This is a genomic window from Arthrobacter sp. D1-29 (genome assembly GCF_054130585.1).
In genome coordinates, this window is record NZ_CP096383.1 from 3,561,880 (window position 1) to 3,580,341 (window position 18,462).

The window sequence follows — 18,462 nt, forward strand, 5'->3', positions numbered from 1 at the left end:
AAGATCAACTCTACCGCCCGGTGAACGGGAGGCAAAATCGAGGGGGCGTGATCTACGTCTCCGTTGAGGTGCCCTATGCCTTTGACGTGGGTAAAGTCCCACTCCTTGTTAAAGCAGCAGCCCGGCCACGCTCTCTGTGGAGCGCGGCCGGGCTGCTGGATCTGCTTCTATGTTGTGATGGTGCGTCAGTTGCTTGGAGAAGGCGACGGCGTTGCCGTGCCCGTTGGATCGGGGCTTTCCGTGGGAGTGGCAGCCGCCGGCGAGGGGGCAGCCTCGGGAGCGGTCACCACAATCCTTCCTTCGGCCTCCATGGCCCTCTGGAGCGCGGCCGCGATCTTCTTTTGCTGTTCTCCATAGGCAGCGAAGTCTCCCGCCGCGAGTGCCGCCTGGCCGGCCTGGATTGCGGCGTTCGCTTCGTCCAGTGCGGCCTTCAGCTCAGCCTTGGCGTCCGCCCCTACAACAGGTGGAGTGCCACCAGGATCAGCGGGGGCCTGGCCGTTGTTGTCGGAATCACCGGCTGCCGCCCCTGAATCCCCGCCGAACAGCTGCTTGAGGGCTTCGTCCAGGGTGGGCGCGAAGCCAACCTTGTCACCGAATGCCACCAGCACACGCTGGAGGGTGGGATACGACGTCTCCCCCGTGGACTTGAGGTAGACGGGCTGGACGTAAAGGATGCCGCCGCCCACCGGGAGGGTGAGGAGGTTGCCGTTCAGCACATCCGAGGCGCCCTGACGCAGCAGGTTCAGCGCCTGTGAGACCGTGGGGTCAGAGTTGAACTTGTTCTGTGCCTGCCCGGGTCCGGGAACCTGAATTTCGGGCGGAATCTGGAGGAGCCTCAACTTGCCGTAGGTCTCCGCCTTCACGCCCTTCTCGTTGCCGGCATCTGAGTCTGCCGCCAGGAAGCCGTACAGGACGTTGCGCGCGTTGCCGTTCACGATCTCGGGAATGAAGGAGGTGGTCAACTGGAAGGCCGGTTCTTCCTGGTCCGGCATCTGCAGTGACATGTAGAACGGCGGTTGCTTGACCCCTGCCGTGTCCACGGTTGGATCGTTGGGGACGCTCCAGGCGTCCTTCGTCTGGTAGAAGCTGGCAGGATCAGTCACGTGGTAGCGGCCCAAAAGCTGACGCTGGACCTTGAAGAGGTCCTCAGGGTAACGCACGTGGCTCATGACGTCGGCCGACATCTCGGAGTACGGCTTCAGTGACGTCGGAAAAACCTTCTGCCAGGCCTTCAGCACGGGATCCTGATCGTCCCACGCGTACAGGGACACCGATCCATCGTAGGCGTCAACGGTGGCCTTGACGGAGTTCCTGATGTAGTTGACGGAACTGTTGGGCAGCGCAACGGCACGCCCGGCAGTGGTCTGGGAGTCAGCGGTGGCTTCGGACAGCTGTTCCTGCTGCGAGTACGGATAGTACTGGCTGGTGGTATAGCCGTCCACGATCCACTTAACCCGGCCATCCACTACGGCTGGATAGACGTTCCCATCCACTGTCAGATATGGGGCCGCCTTCCGGACCCGCTCGCGCGGATCCCGGTCATAGAGAATCTGCGACTCTTCATTGACGCCATCGGACAAGAGCAGATCGGAGGACTGGAACTTGATGGAGTAGAGGACCTTGTTGAAGAAGCTGCCCACATTAGGCCCGCCGTTGCCCTCAAACGTGTACTGTGTCTCTCCCTCGCCAGCCGGCCTGTCCTGCTCACGCGGGGTAGCGCCATCCGGGGCGCCGACGATGGAGTAGTCCGGGGAGGTTTCGCCAAAGTAAATCCTTGGTTGATACGTGGAGTCATCGCCAAGGACGCCGGTGGACGGAATGCCCGACTGCAGGAACTCGGGCTTGCCGTCGACTGTGAACTTATTTCCTTTTGCCGCCACAACGCCATAGCCGTGTGTGTACACAACATGCTGGTTCAGCCAGCCTTGTTGGTTGGTGGCCACATTCTGGGGGTTTAGCTCACGAACGGCGATGACTGTGTCTTGGACCTTGCCGTCCACCTCGTACCGATCTACATTCAGCGCCTCCGGGAACTGGTAGTAAGGGCGGTACTGCTCCAGCTGCGAGAACGCGTCGGAGATCAGGTTTGGATCCAGCAGCCTGATATTGGCGGTAGTTTGCGCGTCCGGGGCCAGGGCGCCAGTGGTGGCGGTGTTGGTGGCGTCATACCGGTCAACCTGGATCTGGTCCAAGCCGTAGGCCGCACGCGTCATGTCGATGTTCCGCTTGATGTACTCCTTTTCCAGGGTCTCCTCCGAAGGCCGCACCTGGAACTGCTGGATGACCCACGGATATACACCTCCGGCAAGGATGGAGGTGATGATCAGCATTGCCGTTCCAATGACCGGCAGCCGCCAGCGGCCAATGACCGCTGCGACGATGAACAGGATGGCCACCAGCACGGCCGCGACAGCCAGAATGGCCTTGGTGGGGATGACCGCGTTCACATCCGTGTAGAGGGCACCCGCCCAGCGGCCTCCGTTGTTCTGCACGGATGAGAACCTGTCCAGCCAGAAGTTGGCACCCAGGAGGATAAGGAAAGCGGCGCCGGTGACTGCGAGGTGGATCTGGGCCGCCCGGCTGGTGAAGATGCCCCGTTCCATGAGCCGGATGCTGCCGTACAGGTAGTGGGTCAGGATCCCGGCGATGCCGGCGATCACCACCACACTGATCAGGAAACCTGTGATGAACCCAAGGAACGGAAGCGTCATCAGGTAAAAACTGATGTCCAGGTCGAAGACTGGATCATTCTGGCCAAACTGCTCCTGGTTAAAGAACAGCATGACGCGCTGCCACTGGCTCGCGGCGGCACTGCCGGCGAACAGCCCGAACACCAGGGGCAGGCCAATCATAACCACCCGACGAACCGGTTCAAGCTGCGCCTGATACCTGTTCAGGTTGTCGCGGATTTCTGAATCGGGCGCGTAGACGGGCCGGGCATGGTAGGCGATCCGCACGGCGAAAAAGACGGCAAGGAACATGATGGTGAAGCCGGCCACGAAGATCCCAATGCGTGCCAGGTTTTCGGTCAGGAACACTTCGAAGAATCCGAGTTGCCTGTACCAGAGGACGTCAGTCCATACGTTGGCGAAGAAAATAAACCCCACCACGACAAGCGCAACGACTATCAGTGTGGGCGTCAGGGCGCCGCGCCTGGTGGAAGGTCTGCCGGGAGGGATGGGGCTGGTGGGACGGGACAAACTCGGTACCTCATAGCTGGTTGTCAGATGTACATTCGAAGCATGCGTGCGAGCGACGTCCGGCACCAGTCAAGCCTGTGGCAACGTCCGTCATATCTGCCACGAGTGGCAGTAACGCTTAGTTCCTGGCCTTAGTCTAGTTGCTGGAGCAGGTCGGTAGGGCTGACGTGTCCTGGCCGGAAGCGGCGGTTTCGACTGCGCGGCGCGCCTCTGCCAGATTCTCCACCTTGACCACTTGCAGCCCGTCCGGAATATTCCCTGCGACCGCCCCACAGTTGGCGGCGGGGGCAAGGAACAAAGTGGCTCCCCCAGCCCGTGCGCCCTCCATTTTTTGGCGGATGCCGCCGATTGGTCCCACCACGCCGTCCGGGGTGATGGAGCCGGTCCCGGCGATATGTTTGCCTCCGGTCAGGTCTCCCGGCGTCACAGTGTCGATAATGCCGAGTGAGAACATCAGTCCGGCACTGGGACCGACCACCTTGTCGAGGGAAATCTTTACGTCAAAAGGGAACGTAAACCGATACTGGAGCATGACTCCCAGAATGTACCGGCCCGCACCGTTGTCCACAGGTGTGATGGTGTGCGCCACGTCCCCGCCGGCACGCTCCACAACAACTGTGGCGGGCGCTCCCTTGCCTGCCGCCAGCTCTTCCTGGATGACGGCAAGGGACGTGACCGGCTTGCCATTGATGGACTTGAAGAGGTCGCCCTCTTCGATTTTGCCCTCGGAAGGTGACCCGTCTGAGAGGCCGGCGGACTGGAGCTGCTGGCCGAAGGGGATCTCCAGTTCCTTTAGGGCGGAAGCGACGGCGTTCTCCTGGGAGGTGGTCATGGCCACCTCTCCTTGCTCGTCAGCCTCTTCCTTGCTGGTTCCGCTGGGATAGATCAGTTCCTCGGGATATACGGCCTTTGTCCTGTCAAGCCATCCGGCAAAGGCGCCCAGAATGCTGACTGGGCCGTTAGGCCCGCCGTCGACATAGACAGTAGTCAGGTCCAGGTGCCCGCTGGCGGGATAGGTTTCGTGGCCCGAAACGCTAATAACAGGGCTCCCCTGCGCCTGGCCCAGCGTGTTGAAAGTTGGGCCGGGTGACTCCACAACATAAGGCACCGGGACAGTCCCAGCTGCGATTCCAAGTCCCAGAGCCAGCAATCCAGAGAGGGTCATCACAGAGACCTTCTTGTCCCGCCGCTCTGGATCGGGCGTCCCCCACCACTCCTGGTCAATGTCAGGGGATGAGCTGTGTGGTTGGGCTGGGGCGGGCGCTCCGGATACCGCCGCTGTGCCGGGGTGGGGGCGGGCAGCGTGGTCCTCTGACGGGTGTTCGCCACGGGTTGTAGTCACTGAACCAACACTACGCGGTGCTACCCTGCACCGGCTCTTTGCCTACAGCGAACGGGGCCCCTGTCCGGCAGACAGCCGCCCCTGCCCGGGGTAGCGTGAAGTTGAACAGTCACACCGACGATCGGCGGGATCATGACCTCCAACCCACTCAATCCGTCCAATGGCGACGATGCGCCAAAGGATCCGTTGACAGAAATGCTGCAGAACCTGATGGGCGGCAAAGGCATGGAAAACATCGACCCCGCCGAGCTCGCGAAGGCAGCCGGACTGCCGGACGACCCCAATCTCCTGGCCCAGATGTTCTCCCAGGTGCAGGCCATGATGAGCGCACCGTCTGAAGGTCCCGTGAACTGGCAGCTCGCCCACGAGAATGCGCGCAGGGTTGCGGCCAGCAGCGCCGATCCGTCCGTGACGTCCCAGCAGTCCCGTGAAGTAGACGAGGCGTTGCGTCTGGCCGAGCTGTGGCTCGATCCCGTCACAGATCTTCCGGCCACCGGCCTGATCGGCCGCGCCTGGTCCAGGGCGGAATGGGTGGAGGCAACACTCGGCACCTGGAAGCGGCTCACCGAACCGGTGGCGAACAGCATCGCCAACGCGCTCTCCACCGCCATGACTGAGCAGATGCCCGAGGAAATGAAATCCATGATGGGCGGCGCCTCTTCGATGCTGCAGAACATGGGCGGGGCGATCTTTGGGATGCAGCTTGGACAGGCGATCGGCGCACTGTCGGCTGAGGTGGTCAGCTCCACGGACATCGGCGTTCCGCTGGCAGACCTGGAAATGGCCCTGTTGCCTGCGAACGTCGCAAAATTCGGTGAAGGCCTGAGCGTGCCGGAGAATGACATCCGCCTGTTCCTCGCCGTCCGTGAGGCAGCTCATGCACGGCTGTTCGTGCAGGTTCCGTGGCTTCGTGGCCACCTGCTGAGTGCCATCGAGGCCTACGCGCGCGGCATACACATCGATACATCCAGAATTGAAGAGCTGGCCCGGGATCTTGACCCCAGCAACCCGGAAGGCATCCAGGAGGCCCTGTCCCAGGGAGTCTTCATGCCGCAGCGCACGCCGGCCCAGGACCAGGCCCTCGAAAAACTGGAGACTGCGCTCGCCTTGGTTGAGGGATGGGTGGACGAACTGACCGCCGCGGCCACCGAGAACGTTCTTCCGTCGGCAGGTGCCCTCCGCGAGACCGTCCGCAGGCGCCGTGCCACCGGAGGTCCGGCCGAGCACGCCTTCTCTTCGCTGGTGGGGCTGGAGCTGCGTCCCCGCCGGCTGCGGGAGGCCGCCACCCTCTGGGCGAACCTCAAGGACGAGCGGGGCATCGAAGGCCGGGACGCCATCTGGCACCACCCCGACCTGCTGCCCACCGCCGAGGATCTGGATGACCCCAAGGGGTTCGGCGGCCGCCGCAAGCTGGCCGAGGCCAGCGACAGCGAGGTTGATGATGCGCTCCAGAAGCTTCTGAACGGCGGTTTCGATGCGGCTCCGGATCCCGACGCGGCGGGAACATCCGCGGTGGAGGAAGAGGCCGGGAAAGATCCCGACAAACCCGACGATTCGGGCGAGGGTTCAGGCGAAGGCGGCCAGCCCGGGAAGTAGGTGCAAAGGGAAACCAGGCGCAAGGGAAACCAGATGCAAGGGGGAAGGCTGCAGGGACAACACGCCTAGTCCGCGTCCGCAGCGGGAACCGCATCTGGTGCCAGGCCGCGGGACGTGGCAAATGAGACTCCCTCCAGGAAGGCCTTGGCCCGTTCCGTCTCCGGGTAGCCCTCCAACAGCTTCCAAAAGGCCGCATTGTGGCCGGCCACCAGCAGGTGGGCAAGCTCGTGCAGAAGCACGTAGTCAACGACCCACTGGGGCATGGCCTTGAGCTTGTCCGAGAGCCGGATGCTGCCCTCTGAAGGTGTGGCCGAACCCCAGCGCGAGTTCTGGTTGCTGACCCAGCGGACCGACGTCGGAACGGCACGGCCGCCGAAGTACTGTGCGGAAAGGTCCGCGGCGTGTGCAGCCAAAGCCGCGTCTGTAGCGGATTGCCTCTTTCCCTTGCGGGTGCGCCTTTCTCCTTGCCGGTGCAGCTTTTCCAGCATGCGGTGCACCCATTCGGATTCCTGGGCGGCTGTGAACCGGGCAGGGATGGCCACCACCGCCGTTCCGTTCTCCCAAAAAGCCGCCACTGTCCTTGTCCGGCGGGCAGAACGCCGCACCTCAACAGGAGCCCCGTCCGCCGTCAGCCTGGGCGCCCGGGTGGCCAGCTCACTCCGTTGCGTCACAGGACGGAACTCTCTACAAGCACGCGGAGGACGTCCTCACCATAGCGTTCCAACTTAGAGGGCCCCACCCCGGCGAGGGCGGCCAGTTCCTCAAGCGAGGCCGGCTTGGCTTCTGCGATGGCAGTGAGTGTGGCGTCAGTGAAGACCACAAAGGCAGGCACTTCGGCGGAAAGCGCAACTTCCTTGCGCCATTGCCGCAGGGCCTCGAACGTCTGTTCCTCATAGCTGGGAGGGCAATCGTTGCAGCGCCCCACTTTTCGCTCGGCACCGCTTGAGAGCATGCTTCCACAGACGCGGCACACGGCCGGCGCGGCGGCTTTCCGTCGGGCCGCCGGACCTTTTCCGCGGGTGGTGGAACTGGCTACCGAATCAGGCCTGAGTCCGTCCAGGAACCTCGAGGGTTTCCTGTTGGCACGGCCACCCGGGGTGCGGGCGGTGGACCAGGACAGTGAAAGGTGCTCCCGGGCGCGGGTGATTCCGACGTAGAGGAGGCGGCGTTCCTCGTCCACAGCTTCAGGGGTGTCCGCAAAGGAAATGGGCATCAGGCCTTCGCTGAGGCCCACCAGGAAAACTGCGTCCCACTCAAGGCCCTTGGCGGCGTGCAGCGAAGCCAGCGTGACGCCCTGGACGGTGGGAGCATGCTGGGCCAGTGAGCGTTCCTGGAGTTCGTTGACGAAGTCCGCGAGACCGAACTGCTCGCCACGGACCTGGACCAGTTCGTCGGCCAGGGCCACGAGTGCGGCCAGGGATTCCCAGCGCTCCCGGAGTGCTCCGCCGTTATGTGGCGCGGAGTGGGTGTAGCCCAGGGATGCGACGATATCGCGGACCAGCTGACCGAGAGGTTCCGGCGTCGCTGATTCGGAAACCGCCCTGGTGGCGGCCCGGAGCTGCAGGATGGCATCCCTGACCTCCTTGCGGGCGAAAAATCTTTCGCCACCCCGAAGCTGGTATCCGATCCCCGCCGCCGCGAGCGCCTGCTCATAGGCTTCGGACTGTCCGTTCGTGCGGAAGAGGATAGCCACCTGGCTTGCCGGCGTGCCGGCGTCGAGCAGTTTCTGGATTTTGAGCGCCACCGTAGCTGCTTCCGCCTCATCGTCGGTGCACTCGGTAAACTGCGGAACGGGTCCGGCCGGGCGCTGGGCCACCAGCTGCAGGGGTGCAGCCCATGCCGCATCAGCTACCGTTCCGCCACTGCGCCGTCCGGCAAGGAGATCATTCGCCAGCTTCACCACCTGGGGCGTGGAGCGGTAGTCGCGGATCAGCTTAACCACATTGGCCTCGGGATACCGGGCCTTGAACCCCAGCAGGTGCTGGGGTGAGGCACCGGTGAATGAGTAGATGGTCTGGCTCGCGTCGCCCACGACGCACAGCTCGTCCCGGCCCCCCAGCCACAGCTCCAGGAGGCGCTGCTGCAGCGGCGAGACGTCCTGGTACTCGTCCACCACAAAATGCCGGTACTGTTCACGGACCGTGGCCGCGACTTTCTGGTCCTCCTGGAGGATTCCGACGGTGATCAGCAGCACGTCCTCGAAGTCAATGACGTTGCGGTCCGTTTTGACATCCTCGTATGACTGGAAAACCCGGGCGACGGCGGTGAGGTCGAATCCTCCCGGCGTTCCCCTCCCCTGGGCATTTTCGAGGTAGTTGGCAGGAGTCAACATGGAAACCTTCGCCCACTCGATCTCGGATGCCAGGTCCCTGATGGAGGCACGGTCTGTGCTGAGCCTCAGACGCCGCGCTGCCTCGGCGATCATCTGGGCTTTGTGGTCCAGGAGGTTGGGCAAAGTGCCCCCCACCGCCTGCGGCCAGAAAAACTGGAGCTGCCTGAGGGCTGCTGCGTGAAACGTCCTGGCCTGGACGTTTCCGACTCCCAGGTCCCGCAGCCTGCTGCGCATTTCCGCGGCTGCCCGCGCCGTGAACGTGACGGCGAGGAGCCGCTGGGCACTGTATACGCCGGAGTGGACGCCATAAGCGATGCGGTGGGTGATGGCTCGGGTTTTCCCTGTGCCTGCCCCGGCCAGGACACATAGCGGACCGTTCAGCGTACTGGCGACTTCCCGCTGTTCGGCGTCCAGGCCACCGAGGATCCGTTCTTCAAGGGATTCTGGGCTGTCTACATTCTCTGTTGTCACTTCTGCTGCTTTGTTGTCTCGACTTGCCACTAGTGGAGTCTGGTTAATGGGTGGGCCCAATGTTGGGTTCTGCTGCTTACGCGTCCGTGCGGTCCGCGATGCGCCCGCCATACCAGTGCTCGATCAGCGAGCGGGCGATCGAAAGCCTGCTCGAGATGGTGATGTCGCCGTCGAGCACTGCCTGCTGGAGTTCCTCCCTGCTGAACCAGCGCGCACGGGTGACCTCGACGCCGTCGGGCGTTGCCTCGGTATCCGGGGTGATGGCGGTAAATCCAAGCATAAGGGAGGCCGGGAACGGCCACGACTGAGAACCCAGGTACTGGCAGCCGGTGATCTGGACACCCACTTCCTCGTATATTTCGCGGACCACGGCCTGCTCAAGGGACTCGCCGGGTTCCACGAATCCGGCGAGCGTGGAATAGTTCCTGGCGTCGGCTGGTCCCCCACCACCGAGCAGCAGCCGGCCGTCCGGCCCCACCACGGTGACGATAATTGCAGGATCGGTGCGCGGGTAGTGCTCTGAGCCGTCCTCGGGGCAGCGGCGGACCCAGCCTGCGGCCTCGACCACGGTGGGCGCCCCGCAGCGGGGGCAGTGCGTATGGCTGGAATGCCAGTTGGCTATGGCGCTCGCCTCAACAAACAATGCGGTGTCAGTGGGGCCCAACTGCCCGGCAACATCGCGGAAACCTGCCCAGAACGCGTCCGCCGGAATACCGCCGGTTCCCGCCTCAACGGGCGCGGGCAGGACAAAGAGGAGAAGTTCGGTGCCGGCCGGCAGGTCCGAGCCTGGAAGGGCAGCTCCAAGGTAAATGATCTGGACGGGCACGGATCCCAGCCCACGCAGTCCGGCCAGCACCGTGGCGGCTTCGGTCAGGACCAGCCGGTCCCCTTGCACCAGCGCCTGCCTGCCTGTCAGTACTGCCGCCAAAGTGCCCTCGCGTTCCAGCAGTTCTTCCACCATCCCGGGCCTGATCCGCTCTGCGGAGCCGCGGTCAACCATTGCCGGCCGGATGGGAAGCACGGTATCGAAAAGATGGTTCGCCGGCAGCCGGGGGGCCTGCGTCTGGTAGGCCGGCGTAACGGACTCCGCATGACTCATGAGTCCACCGTACTGACTGGGACGGACAATTGACATTTCAGTGAGGCGGCCAGGAACGAAGCCTGCATGCGACGCGAAGTTCCAAGCTATCTAGAGACTCGCCGCTGCACATCGTTGTCTTGGACGCCAGTCAATCTACCGTGGAAGTGTGAGAAGAAAACCGATCGAACTGGCAGCCGTGGCAACCGCGGCAGTCCCCGGGCTGACCCCGACCGCCGTTAGTGCTGCTCCGGACGATCCTGCGGATTTCGACTCCGCGCTGCTCCTGGACTCCGAAGGCAAGCGTTGGAGGGTACGGTCCCCGCAGCACGCCGAGGCCAGCGCGAGGCTGGAAACGGAGTTCCTGGTTCTCCGTGCCTTTGCGCCCGGGATCCGCGCCGAACTGCCCTTCCTGATGCCCACAGTGGCCGGCAGCGTCCGGGTTGGAAGCCTCAGTACCTTCGTCTACTCACATCTCGCCGGAAGCAACCGGAGTGTGGAAGAACTCACCGCCGGGACGGACTCCCTTGCCAAGGAAATAGGCGTGGCCCTTGCAGCGATCCATGACCTCCCTCACGCCCTGGTCAGCAATGCCGACCTCCCCAGCTACACCCCCAATGAATTCCGTCAACGGAGGCTGAACGAGCTGGATCAGGCTGCCACGACAGGAAAGATTCCCCCCTCACTCCTCCTGCGGTGGGAACACGCCCTGGAGGATGTTTCCCTCTGGCGGTTCAACCCCTGCGTGGTCCACGGAGACCTGCATGAGGACAACCTGCTGGTCGAAGGCGACCGCGTCACAGCAGTCACCGGATGGACGGACCTGAGAATTGGCGATCCCGCCGATGACTTCGCATGGCTGGTGGCCTCCAACGAGCAGGCCTTTGTGGACAGCGTGCTCACCAGCTACACCGGCAGCCGCAGGGACGTGCCGGACAAACACCTGCTCCGGAGGGCCGCGCTTTCCGCCGAGTTCGCGCTGGCGCAATACCTGGTCAAGGGCATCGCCGCCGGGGATCCGGCCATGGTGTCCGAGGCGGAAGGCATGCTGGAAACCCTCGCAGGCGACATCGCCGAGCATGGCGGGCAGGCCATCAGCGTGGAACCACTTCCCTCGCCGCCTGAAACGGGCGCCGACGCGCCGCCCAAGGCTGGAGCGGAAGCGAATGGTGGCCAGCAGGCAAATGCCGGCTCGCATGGCAGTGCCGGAGCAGCCGGCACCGGACAGTCAAGTCCGGCAACCCGGCAGGCGGAAGATACCCCCGCTGTGTCTTCGCGGACCCCGGCGGTGACGGTTGTGCCGCTGCCCGTGGGGCCCGAAACGCTGCCTCCCCCTCTGGTGATGCCCGCGCCTGCCCTGCCCGCGGTCCAGGTGGCGCCTATTCCGGCGCACCAGCATGCTTCGCCAGCGGAAGGACACGGTCAGGAAGCTACCGCGGCTGAAGTCTCCGGCTCCAAGTCTCCCTCAGCGGACGACACCTCCACCGCCGCCATCACTATCATTGCCGGGCAGAAGGACTGACCAGGGCGCCAGCCACTATCTGCTCCAGTTCCACCGCGGAACCGAGGTCGTGGGGACGCACCACCTGGTTGTCAGCCACATAAAAGAACGCCGCCCGGACGTCCTCGACCGGGACTCCTTTCAGCCGTGCCCAGGCCAACCGGTAGACGGCCAACTGCACCGATTTGGCCTTGAGGTGGGAAGCCGCCGGCCGGCGTCCCGTTTTCCAATCCACCAGGTCCCAGCGGCCGTCCGCGTCACGGAACACGGCGTCGATGCGGCCGCGCACCACGACTTCACCCACCCGGGTCTCCACGGGAACTTCAACGAAAGCGGGCGAGCGGTTGGCCCACTCGGATGCCTTGAAGGTAGCCACCATGGCATCGAGGTCGTAGGCGGCATCGATGTGGTCATCCGCCCCAGACGTGTCGCCGAAATCCAGCATGCCGGCGGCGCCGAAGTACTCCTCCACCCAGGAATGGAAGGCAGTTCCCTTCCGGGCTGACATGCCGGGCTCGCGAGGGACCGGCCTCCGGAGCCGACCCAGGACAGCCAGGGGGTCCTCCCCCAGATCCACAAGGGTCGACGCCGAAATATGGCCGGGGAGGTGCACGTCCTGGCCGCCGGAGCGCCTGGAGCGCCGTTCCAGCAACAGGGCCGCCTCGGAGGCCCAGTTGGCGGCGTTCGCCCGGAGGCGCTGTGAGTCGGCACCGCGCCGCTGTCCGTCGCCGCCAAATCTGCCGGCAGCCGCATTCAATCCCTGCGTTGCATCGCCGGAATCATCTGCCAAGAGGGCAATGATCTGTGACGCCGCAGTTTCCATGGCTGCCCTGCGGCCGGGAAGAAGCCGCAGCCGTTCCCCCGTTCTGGCATCCACGGGGCCTTCGAGGGGATCGTAGGGCCACCGCGCGGCTTCTGTTTCCAAGGTGAGCGGGCTCTTTTCCGGCAGGGAGTCCTCAGCAACGGAAGCGGGATGAACCATGGCGGGGCTGTCGCCTGTCCCCTCCTGCTGCCGGCTGAGGAGCGGCTCCAGCTCGGCGAGGAACGGTGACATCTCTGCCCGTCCCGCCCTGGAGCCGACCCAGGCTGCACTTGAAACCCACAGCACATGTTTGGCCCGCGTATAAGCGACATAGGCGAGGCGGCGTTCCTCACCCTCGCCATGGCACAGTACCTCTGACTTGAAGTCCTTCTCCGCGTCCAGCCAGCCTTTCTGATCCGGCTGGTCAGTATCCCATTGCGGCAGGTCTTCCCTGTCCCCCCGCAACGGCCAAGGCAGCGCCGCTGATCCGCTGCTCCACCGGGAATCCCGGTTGCTGGGAAATGCGCCGGCGTTCAAACCGGGCACAAAGACCACGTCCCACTCCAGCCCCTTCGAGGCGTGGACAGTCAGGAGCTGCACAGCTTCGCGGTTTACTTCCGAGGCAGGCACGTCCAGGCCATTCTCCTCCGCGGCCGCTGCCTCAAGCCAGGAGAGGAACGCCAGGATGTCCACGCGTTGGGACGTCCGGAGGAAGCCCGCTGCCGCATCCTGGAAAGCGTCCAGGTTTCTGCGGGCCTGGTGGATGCTGATCCCCGGACGGGCCGCGACCTCAATGTCCAGCAGCATGGCACGTTCCACTTCACCCAGCAGCGTGGTCAGGTCGTCCCCGAGGTAACCCCGCAGCTGCCTCAGCTCGAGGGAAAGGCGGCCCAGCCGGTGCCGTGCCTCCCCTGTCAGGGACGTGCCATGGGAGGACGTCCAGTCCTCGCGGGGCAGCCAGTCCAGGGCTTCCACGAGGCTGGCGGCGTCGGTCAGGTCGCTTTCAATCACGGCTTCTTCGGATGCTGCCGTGTCGCCTTCGGGCGGGCCGTCCCCGCCGACGCCCTGCGCCCGCCTGCATGCCAGCTGGCTGGACCAGTCGCGGAAGGCCATAAGGTCGGCAGGACCAATCCGCCAGCGCGCTCCGGCGAGGAGGCGCATCAGCGCATCCGAACGACCGGGATCTGCCAGGACCCGCAGCGTGGCAACCAGGTCAACGATTTCGGGAGTGTCCAGCAAGCCGCCCAGGCCGATGATCTCGTAGGCGATCCCCCGGGCCTCAAACTCCTTCCGGATGGGCTCCATCTGGGCACGGCGCCGGCACAGGACGGCCAGGGCAGGAGGCACGGGAGTGCCGTCGGCCTGGTGCTCGAAGTCGGTGACGCGATACTGCAGGACATCGTGGGCCAGTGCCGATGCTTCCTCCACATCCGTCCCGAAACGGCCGAGCACCACGCGTCCTTCCACCGCGAACGGGCTGGGCTGCAGGGGCGGAACGTTGGCAGCGGCATGGTTGCCGGCGCCGGAACCGGCCGGTACTTTTGCCCCCGCTTCCCTGCCCAGTGCCTCGGACATGACATTGGCCGCAGCCAGGATAGAACGGCCGTTGCGCCATGCCGTGGTCAGATAGGACGTTGGTGCCGGTACAAATTTCCCTTGCCCGTCCGGACCGGGCAGGTGGACAGGGAACTCGCGGACAAAGTGGAACAGCTGCCCCGCGGAAGCACCGCGGAAGCCATAGATGGACTGGTTTGGATCGCCCACCGCGGTGACCGCGTGGCCGCCGCCAAAGAGCCTCGAAAACAGGACCAGCTGGGCATAGGAGGTGTCCTGGAACTCATCCAGGAGAATAACCTTGTAGCGCTGCCGTTCCATCTCGGCAGCCAGCGGAACCTGCCTTGCCACCCTGGCGGCCAAGGCGACGAGGTCACCGAAATCAAGGGATCCCCGGGAGCGCTTCGCAGCGGAATAACGGCTGACCATCTCAGCGACACTTGCCCTGGTCCGCAGCATGGCCGCAAGATCCGCCGCAGCCTGCGAACGGTTCTTCTTCACCCCCGCCACATACGGCAGGCCCTCGTATTCCGCGAGCCTGGCCATCAGCCACGCCTCCACATCGGCCGGCTCCTGAAGGTGTTCGGCGCATTCCCCCGCCAGCTGGATGACCGCCTTCACCAGCGTGGACTTTGCGGCATTGAAATGGCCGTATTCGCCGTCGAAGGCCTCAACGACCTCGGTGGCCAGCTGCCACGTCTGTGCTCCGCCCAGAAGCACAACATCGCGTTCCACTCCGAGCCGCAGCCCGTAGTCAGACACAATTCCGCTGGCGAACGAATGGTACGTGGAGACTTTCGGCTCCAACGCGTCGGTGCTCAGCAGTCCTGGCGGGAATACCTGGTTCCCGGTGTCCTGCGCCGCAATGCGCTGCAGTGCCGCCAGTTTGGCCCTGATCCGGGTGGCAAGCTCACCGGCAGCCTTCCTGGTGAACGTGACGCCAAGGACTTCCTCGGGCCTGACCCACCCGTTGGCGACCAGCCACACCACACGGTCGGCCATCGTGGCGGTCTTGCCGGAACCGGCACCTGCTATTACGAGCCTCGGGGCCAGCGGTGAGGAAATTATGGCGGACTGTTCGGGCGTGGGCGTGTTCTTTTCCCCCAGCATCCCCGCCAGTTCCTCCGGGCTGAAACGGGGAGGGCCACCCTGGGGCAGGCTGCTCATTCGGTCACCTGTTTTCCCCGGACACACAACGGACAAACTTCCGGCAGCCGGCAGCCGTGGCCGCCATGGCTTCCCTTGGAGGGATCGTGCCGGGCCTCGAAGTTGCTGCCTGCCATAATGGCGGCAGCGTCGGTGACCATCTCCAGCGCCCAGTTTTCCCGGGGGTCCAGGGGTTCCTGTTGCTGAACCCCGGGACTCTTTGTACCGGTGCCGAGCTGTGCCAACACGGCACCGCCGGGACTGGCAGCCAGTGGCCTGCCTGCTGCATCCTTGAATCCTCCAGCGAGGACAGCCGCCTGGTAAGCGCCAAGCTGCGGGTGCCGGGCCAGATCAGTCTTGCCCGGCTGGCGTTTGCCAGTTTTAAGGTCCACGATGACCAGCCTGCCTTCAGCGTCGATCTCAAGCCGGTCCACCTGGCCACGCAGGACAGCGGAACGGGAGTTGCCTGGGCAACCATCCGGGTCTGGCAGCAGGCCAGGGTCTCCAGCTTCCGGTTCCGAAGTGAAACCGTCTACCGCCACGTCAGGGAGTTCAACGTCAAAGTCCTGCTCCACTCCAAGCAGGCTTCGGCCCTCGCTCCTCATCACCAGAATGTATTGGGCCAGCTTACGGACCATGGTCTCGGCGCGGCGGAAATCGAGTTTACTTTCCCAGGTGTCCTTCATACCCAGTGCCGGCCACCGGCGGACCAGTTCGGCGACGTACTCGGAACCGGAAGCATCCGGCAGGTCCTGGGCGATGGCATGGACCAGGGTCCCGAGGCTGCGGGCAAAGTCAGTGGCGGCCTCGCCTCCTGCCGCCTGGACGAACCAGTCCAGGGGCGATTTATGCACTGATTCCACCTTGGAGGGCGAAACGTACACAGTCCCCCCGGGAGGCACCACCGCCGCCTCGGTGGTCAGGGGCGCCAGTCCCCACCAGCTGTCCGGGTGGGCACCCGGAACTGGAGGTTCCGCCGCGGCGAGTCCGGCCAGCACCCTGGTGGCCTCAGCTGCTTCCGGCGCATATTTTCCGCCCAGTTGGGCGTACTGCCGAAGCTCGGCCACCAGGGCGCGAAGTGTCAGCGGCCGCTCCACCGGGGTAAAGCCCCGTCCTTCTTCCCCGGGCCCCAGCGGCGCCACGTAATCGAGAAAAGAAGAGGGCTGATCATCCTCGGAGGACACCGCGGTGCAGATCAGGAGTTCGCGTGCCCGGGAGACGGCTGTGGAGAAACTGCGCAGTTCGTCGTAGCGGATCTCCCGCAGCCGGCTCAGCGGGTCCAACTGCAGCGCATAACCAACGCCGTGCTCCACGGCGTCGGCATACAGGGTGCTGCCCAGCAGTTCACCCCGGAGCCGTGTATTGGGCCAGACCCCTTCCTGCAGCCCCGCCACAATGACAACGGGCCACTCCCGTCCGGCGGCGCTTGCCGGTGTCATCAGTTCGACGGCGTCGTCCAGCTGTGCCCTGGCGGCAAGCGTATCCATGGGCAGTTCCTGGTTCAGCAGGTATTCAAGGAACTGTTCCGGCCCCGCACCCGGCATTTGGTCCACGTAGCGTTCCGCGGTGTGGAACAGTGCCATCATGGCATCAAGGTCGCGGTCAGCCCTGGCCCCGTGGTTGCCGCCCGCCAAAGCGGTTTCTGTCCAGGCGTTTGCCAGGCCGGTGGAATGCCAGAGCGCCCACAGGACTGTTTCGGCATTGGCTCCGGCTTCTGACATGGCGGCCCGGCCAGCCTGGATCATGCGTGCAGTCCGCCGGGCAGCCCGGCCTTCCATGCCGAGGGTGGCCAGGGCACCCGGCTCCAAAAGTGCTTCGACGAGGAGGGCGTCGCTGGTCCGCCCGCCGCCGCCCAGCAGTTCTTCGCGCCGGAGGGCCTGTCTTAGCCTGCGCAGTTCCAGGGACGTGGCTCCGCCGATCCGGGAGGTAAGCAGTGAAACGGCGGCCTCGGGCGTTAGCAGCGTTGGATCCAGGGCGATCGCATAAGCATCCAGCAGCGGCCGCACAGCCACTTCATCGCGTACGGCGGATTCAGCTACCGGCACCCGCACCGGGATTCCCTGGCCCGACAAATAGCGCTGGAGCTCACTCAGCTGCCCGCCGTTACGAACGATAACGGCGATGTCGCCGAGGTCCCGGTGATGGCGGATGTGCTGGTCCAGGATGCGCTGGACTACGTATCTCAGCTCATGGACGGCCGAAGGGACAAGGTGGGCCTCCACCGCGCCGTCGGTCAGCTTCTGGTGACTTGCCGCAGAGGCATGGCCCTCGGTGCGGCCGGATTCAGGCTGCTCGAGCCGCCGGGCCAGCCGGCCTCCGGCCCGTTGCGAGATCCGGCCGGCCACGCCAAGCCACGCCTTGGCAATGGCGGGCGCATGCCGGTGGCTGTGCCACAACGGCCGCTCCAGCACACCTTCGCCGCCGGACAGGAGCCGCGGGAGCTCCGCGACAAGATCTGGACGGGCCCCCCGGAATCCCTGCACCACGGTGTCCGGCGAGGACGCCACGTAACAGTCCTTCCCCGCGGCAATGTCGGCGAGGAGTTCAAATATTGCCGGGTTTGCTTCCTGGATGTCGTCTACCAGGATCAGTTGCAGGCGCTCCCGCTCGGCGGCCAGGAATCCGGGCGAATCCTCGAAGATCTGCCGCGCGGCGGTAATGATTCCGGCTGGGTCGAAGGCTTCAGGCATGCGAAGGTCAAGGACGTCCCTGTACTCGGCGTACAACGACGCTGCAGCCACCCAGTCCGGCCGGCCGCACTGCCTTCCGAGGTCCTCCAGATCCTCCGCAGTCCTGCCTGATTCGATAATGCGGTCAAAGAGTTGCCGCACTTCGTGGCGGAATCCGCGGGTTTCGAGGGCCGCTTCAAGGTCCGCGGGCCAGGGCAACTCCAGTCCCGGCATGGCGTGGCCCTCCAACAATTCCTTGATGATGAGATCCTGTTCGGGGCCGGAGAGGAGACGGGGCGGGCGCGGAAGTGGCAGGACTCCTTCCGCCTTCGCACGGCGAATCAGGTCAAAGGCGTAGGATGCCCACGTCCGCGCGGGCGTTGTACTCAGGCTTCTGTCCAGCCGTGCCGTGAACCGGTCACGGAGCGAATCCGCCGCCAGCCGGCCAGGGGCGAGGATCAGGATCCGTTCCGGATCCACGCCATCGTGGCGGGCCCTGCGCACCGCAGCTTCAATCAGGACAGTCGATTTTCCGGTCCCGGGGGCCCCAGGCACCAGGATGGGTCCCGAACCGTGTGGGACCTCGACGGCGTCCCGCTGGTCCGGTGACAGCACCGGTACGTCCGCGTGGATCTTGCGTGGCGGAAGGAGCCGCAGCCCTGTCCCTGGGCGCCTTGCGGCGGAACCACCTGCCTCAGTGTCAGTATGGAAGCCTCCGGCGGCGACGCCGGCAGAGGCGGTGTCAGACTCAACAACAGCGTCTGATACAGC

9 protein-coding genes are annotated in these 18,462 nt (G+C 64.7%); 2 read left to right on the plus strand and 7 right to left on the minus strand.

The features are described 5' to 3' along the window. Positions 1-185 precede the first annotated feature (185 nt). The gene (locus M1E17_RS16020) at positions 186-3,200 is read right to left on the minus strand and encodes a UPF0182 family membrane protein (protein WP_457962954.1); all 3,015 of its coding nucleotides are present in this window, start codon (positions 3,198-3,200) and stop codon (positions 186-188) included. Between the two features lie 136 nt (positions 3,201-3,336). Continuing rightward, a complete protein-coding gene (locus M1E17_RS16025) occupies positions 3,337-4,365 on the minus strand; it encodes a YlbL family protein (protein WP_457967792.1) in 1,029 nt (342 codons plus the stop codon). A 309-nt stretch (positions 4,366-4,674) separates the two neighbouring features. On the opposite strand from M1E17_RS16025, the gene M1E17_RS16030 reads away from it, so the two are divergent. Continuing rightward, entirely contained in the window at positions 4,675-6,138 is a 1,464-nt protein-coding gene (locus tag M1E17_RS16030) for a zinc-dependent metalloprotease (RefSeq protein WP_457962955.1), read from the plus strand. A gap of 65 nt (positions 6,139-6,203) precedes the next feature. On the opposite strand, the gene M1E17_RS16035 is transcribed toward M1E17_RS16030, so the two are convergent. The 3 genes from M1E17_RS16035 to nudC form a co-directional block, all read right to left on the minus strand. Beyond that, positions 6,204-6,809: a M48 metallopeptidase family protein gene (locus M1E17_RS16035; protein ID WP_457962956.1), complete on the minus strand. Its 606-nt coding sequence runs from the start codon at positions 6,807-6,809 to the stop codon at positions 6,204-6,206. Then, the gene (locus tag M1E17_RS16040; protein ID WP_457962957.1) at positions 6,806-8,941 is read right to left on the minus strand and encodes an ATP-dependent DNA helicase UvrD2; all 2,136 of its coding nucleotides are present in this window, start codon (positions 8,939-8,941) and stop codon (positions 6,806-6,808) included. The genes M1E17_RS16035 and M1E17_RS16040 overlap by 4 nt, the downstream gene beginning before the upstream one ends. Before the next feature lie 76 nt (positions 8,942-9,017). Next, a complete protein-coding gene (nudC, locus tag M1E17_RS16045; protein WP_457962958.1) occupies positions 9,018-10,040 on the minus strand; it encodes an NAD(+) diphosphatase in 1,023 nt (340 codons plus the stop codon). A gap of 148 nt (positions 10,041-10,188) precedes the next feature. On the opposite strand from nudC, the gene M1E17_RS16050 reads away from it, so the two are divergent. Next, the gene (locus M1E17_RS16050; protein WP_457962959.1) at positions 10,189-11,541 is read left to right on the plus strand and encodes a phosphotransferase; all 1,353 of its coding nucleotides are present in this window, start codon (positions 10,189-10,191) and stop codon (positions 11,539-11,541) included. Here M1E17_RS16050 and M1E17_RS16055 read toward each other — a convergent pair. Both M1E17_RS16055 and M1E17_RS16060 read right to left on the minus strand, forming a co-directional pair. Then, entirely contained in the window at positions 11,519-15,043 is a 3,525-nt protein-coding gene (locus M1E17_RS16055) for an ATP-dependent helicase (protein WP_457962960.1), read from the minus strand. The genes M1E17_RS16050 and M1E17_RS16055 overlap by 23 nt on opposite strands. Then, on the minus strand, positions 15,040-18,348 hold the full coding sequence (locus M1E17_RS16060; RefSeq protein WP_457967794.1) for an ATP-dependent helicase: 3,309 nt from the start codon (positions 18,346-18,348) through the stop codon (positions 15,040-15,042). Before M1E17_RS16060 ends, M1E17_RS16055 begins: the two co-directional genes overlap by 4 nt. Positions 18,349-18,462: the final 114 nt, after the last annotated feature.

Bases quoted from the DNA above. Each gene is read 5' to 3' on its own strand.
- M1E17_RS16025 (WP_457967792.1), bottom strand. From the start codon at position 4,365: ATGACCCTCTCTGGATTGCTGGCTCTGGGACTTGGAATCGCAGCTGGG.
- nudC (WP_457962958.1), bottom strand. From the start codon at position 10,040: ATGAGTCATGCGGAGTCCGTTACGCCGGCCTACCAGACGCAGGCCCCC.
- M1E17_RS16055 (WP_457962960.1), bottom strand. From the start codon at position 15,043: ATGAGCAGCCTGCCCCAGGGTGGCCCTCCCCGTTTCAGCCCGGAGGAA.
- M1E17_RS16030 (WP_457962955.1), top strand. From the start codon at position 4,675: ATGACCTCCAACCCACTCAATCCGTCCAATGGCGACGATGCGCCAAAG.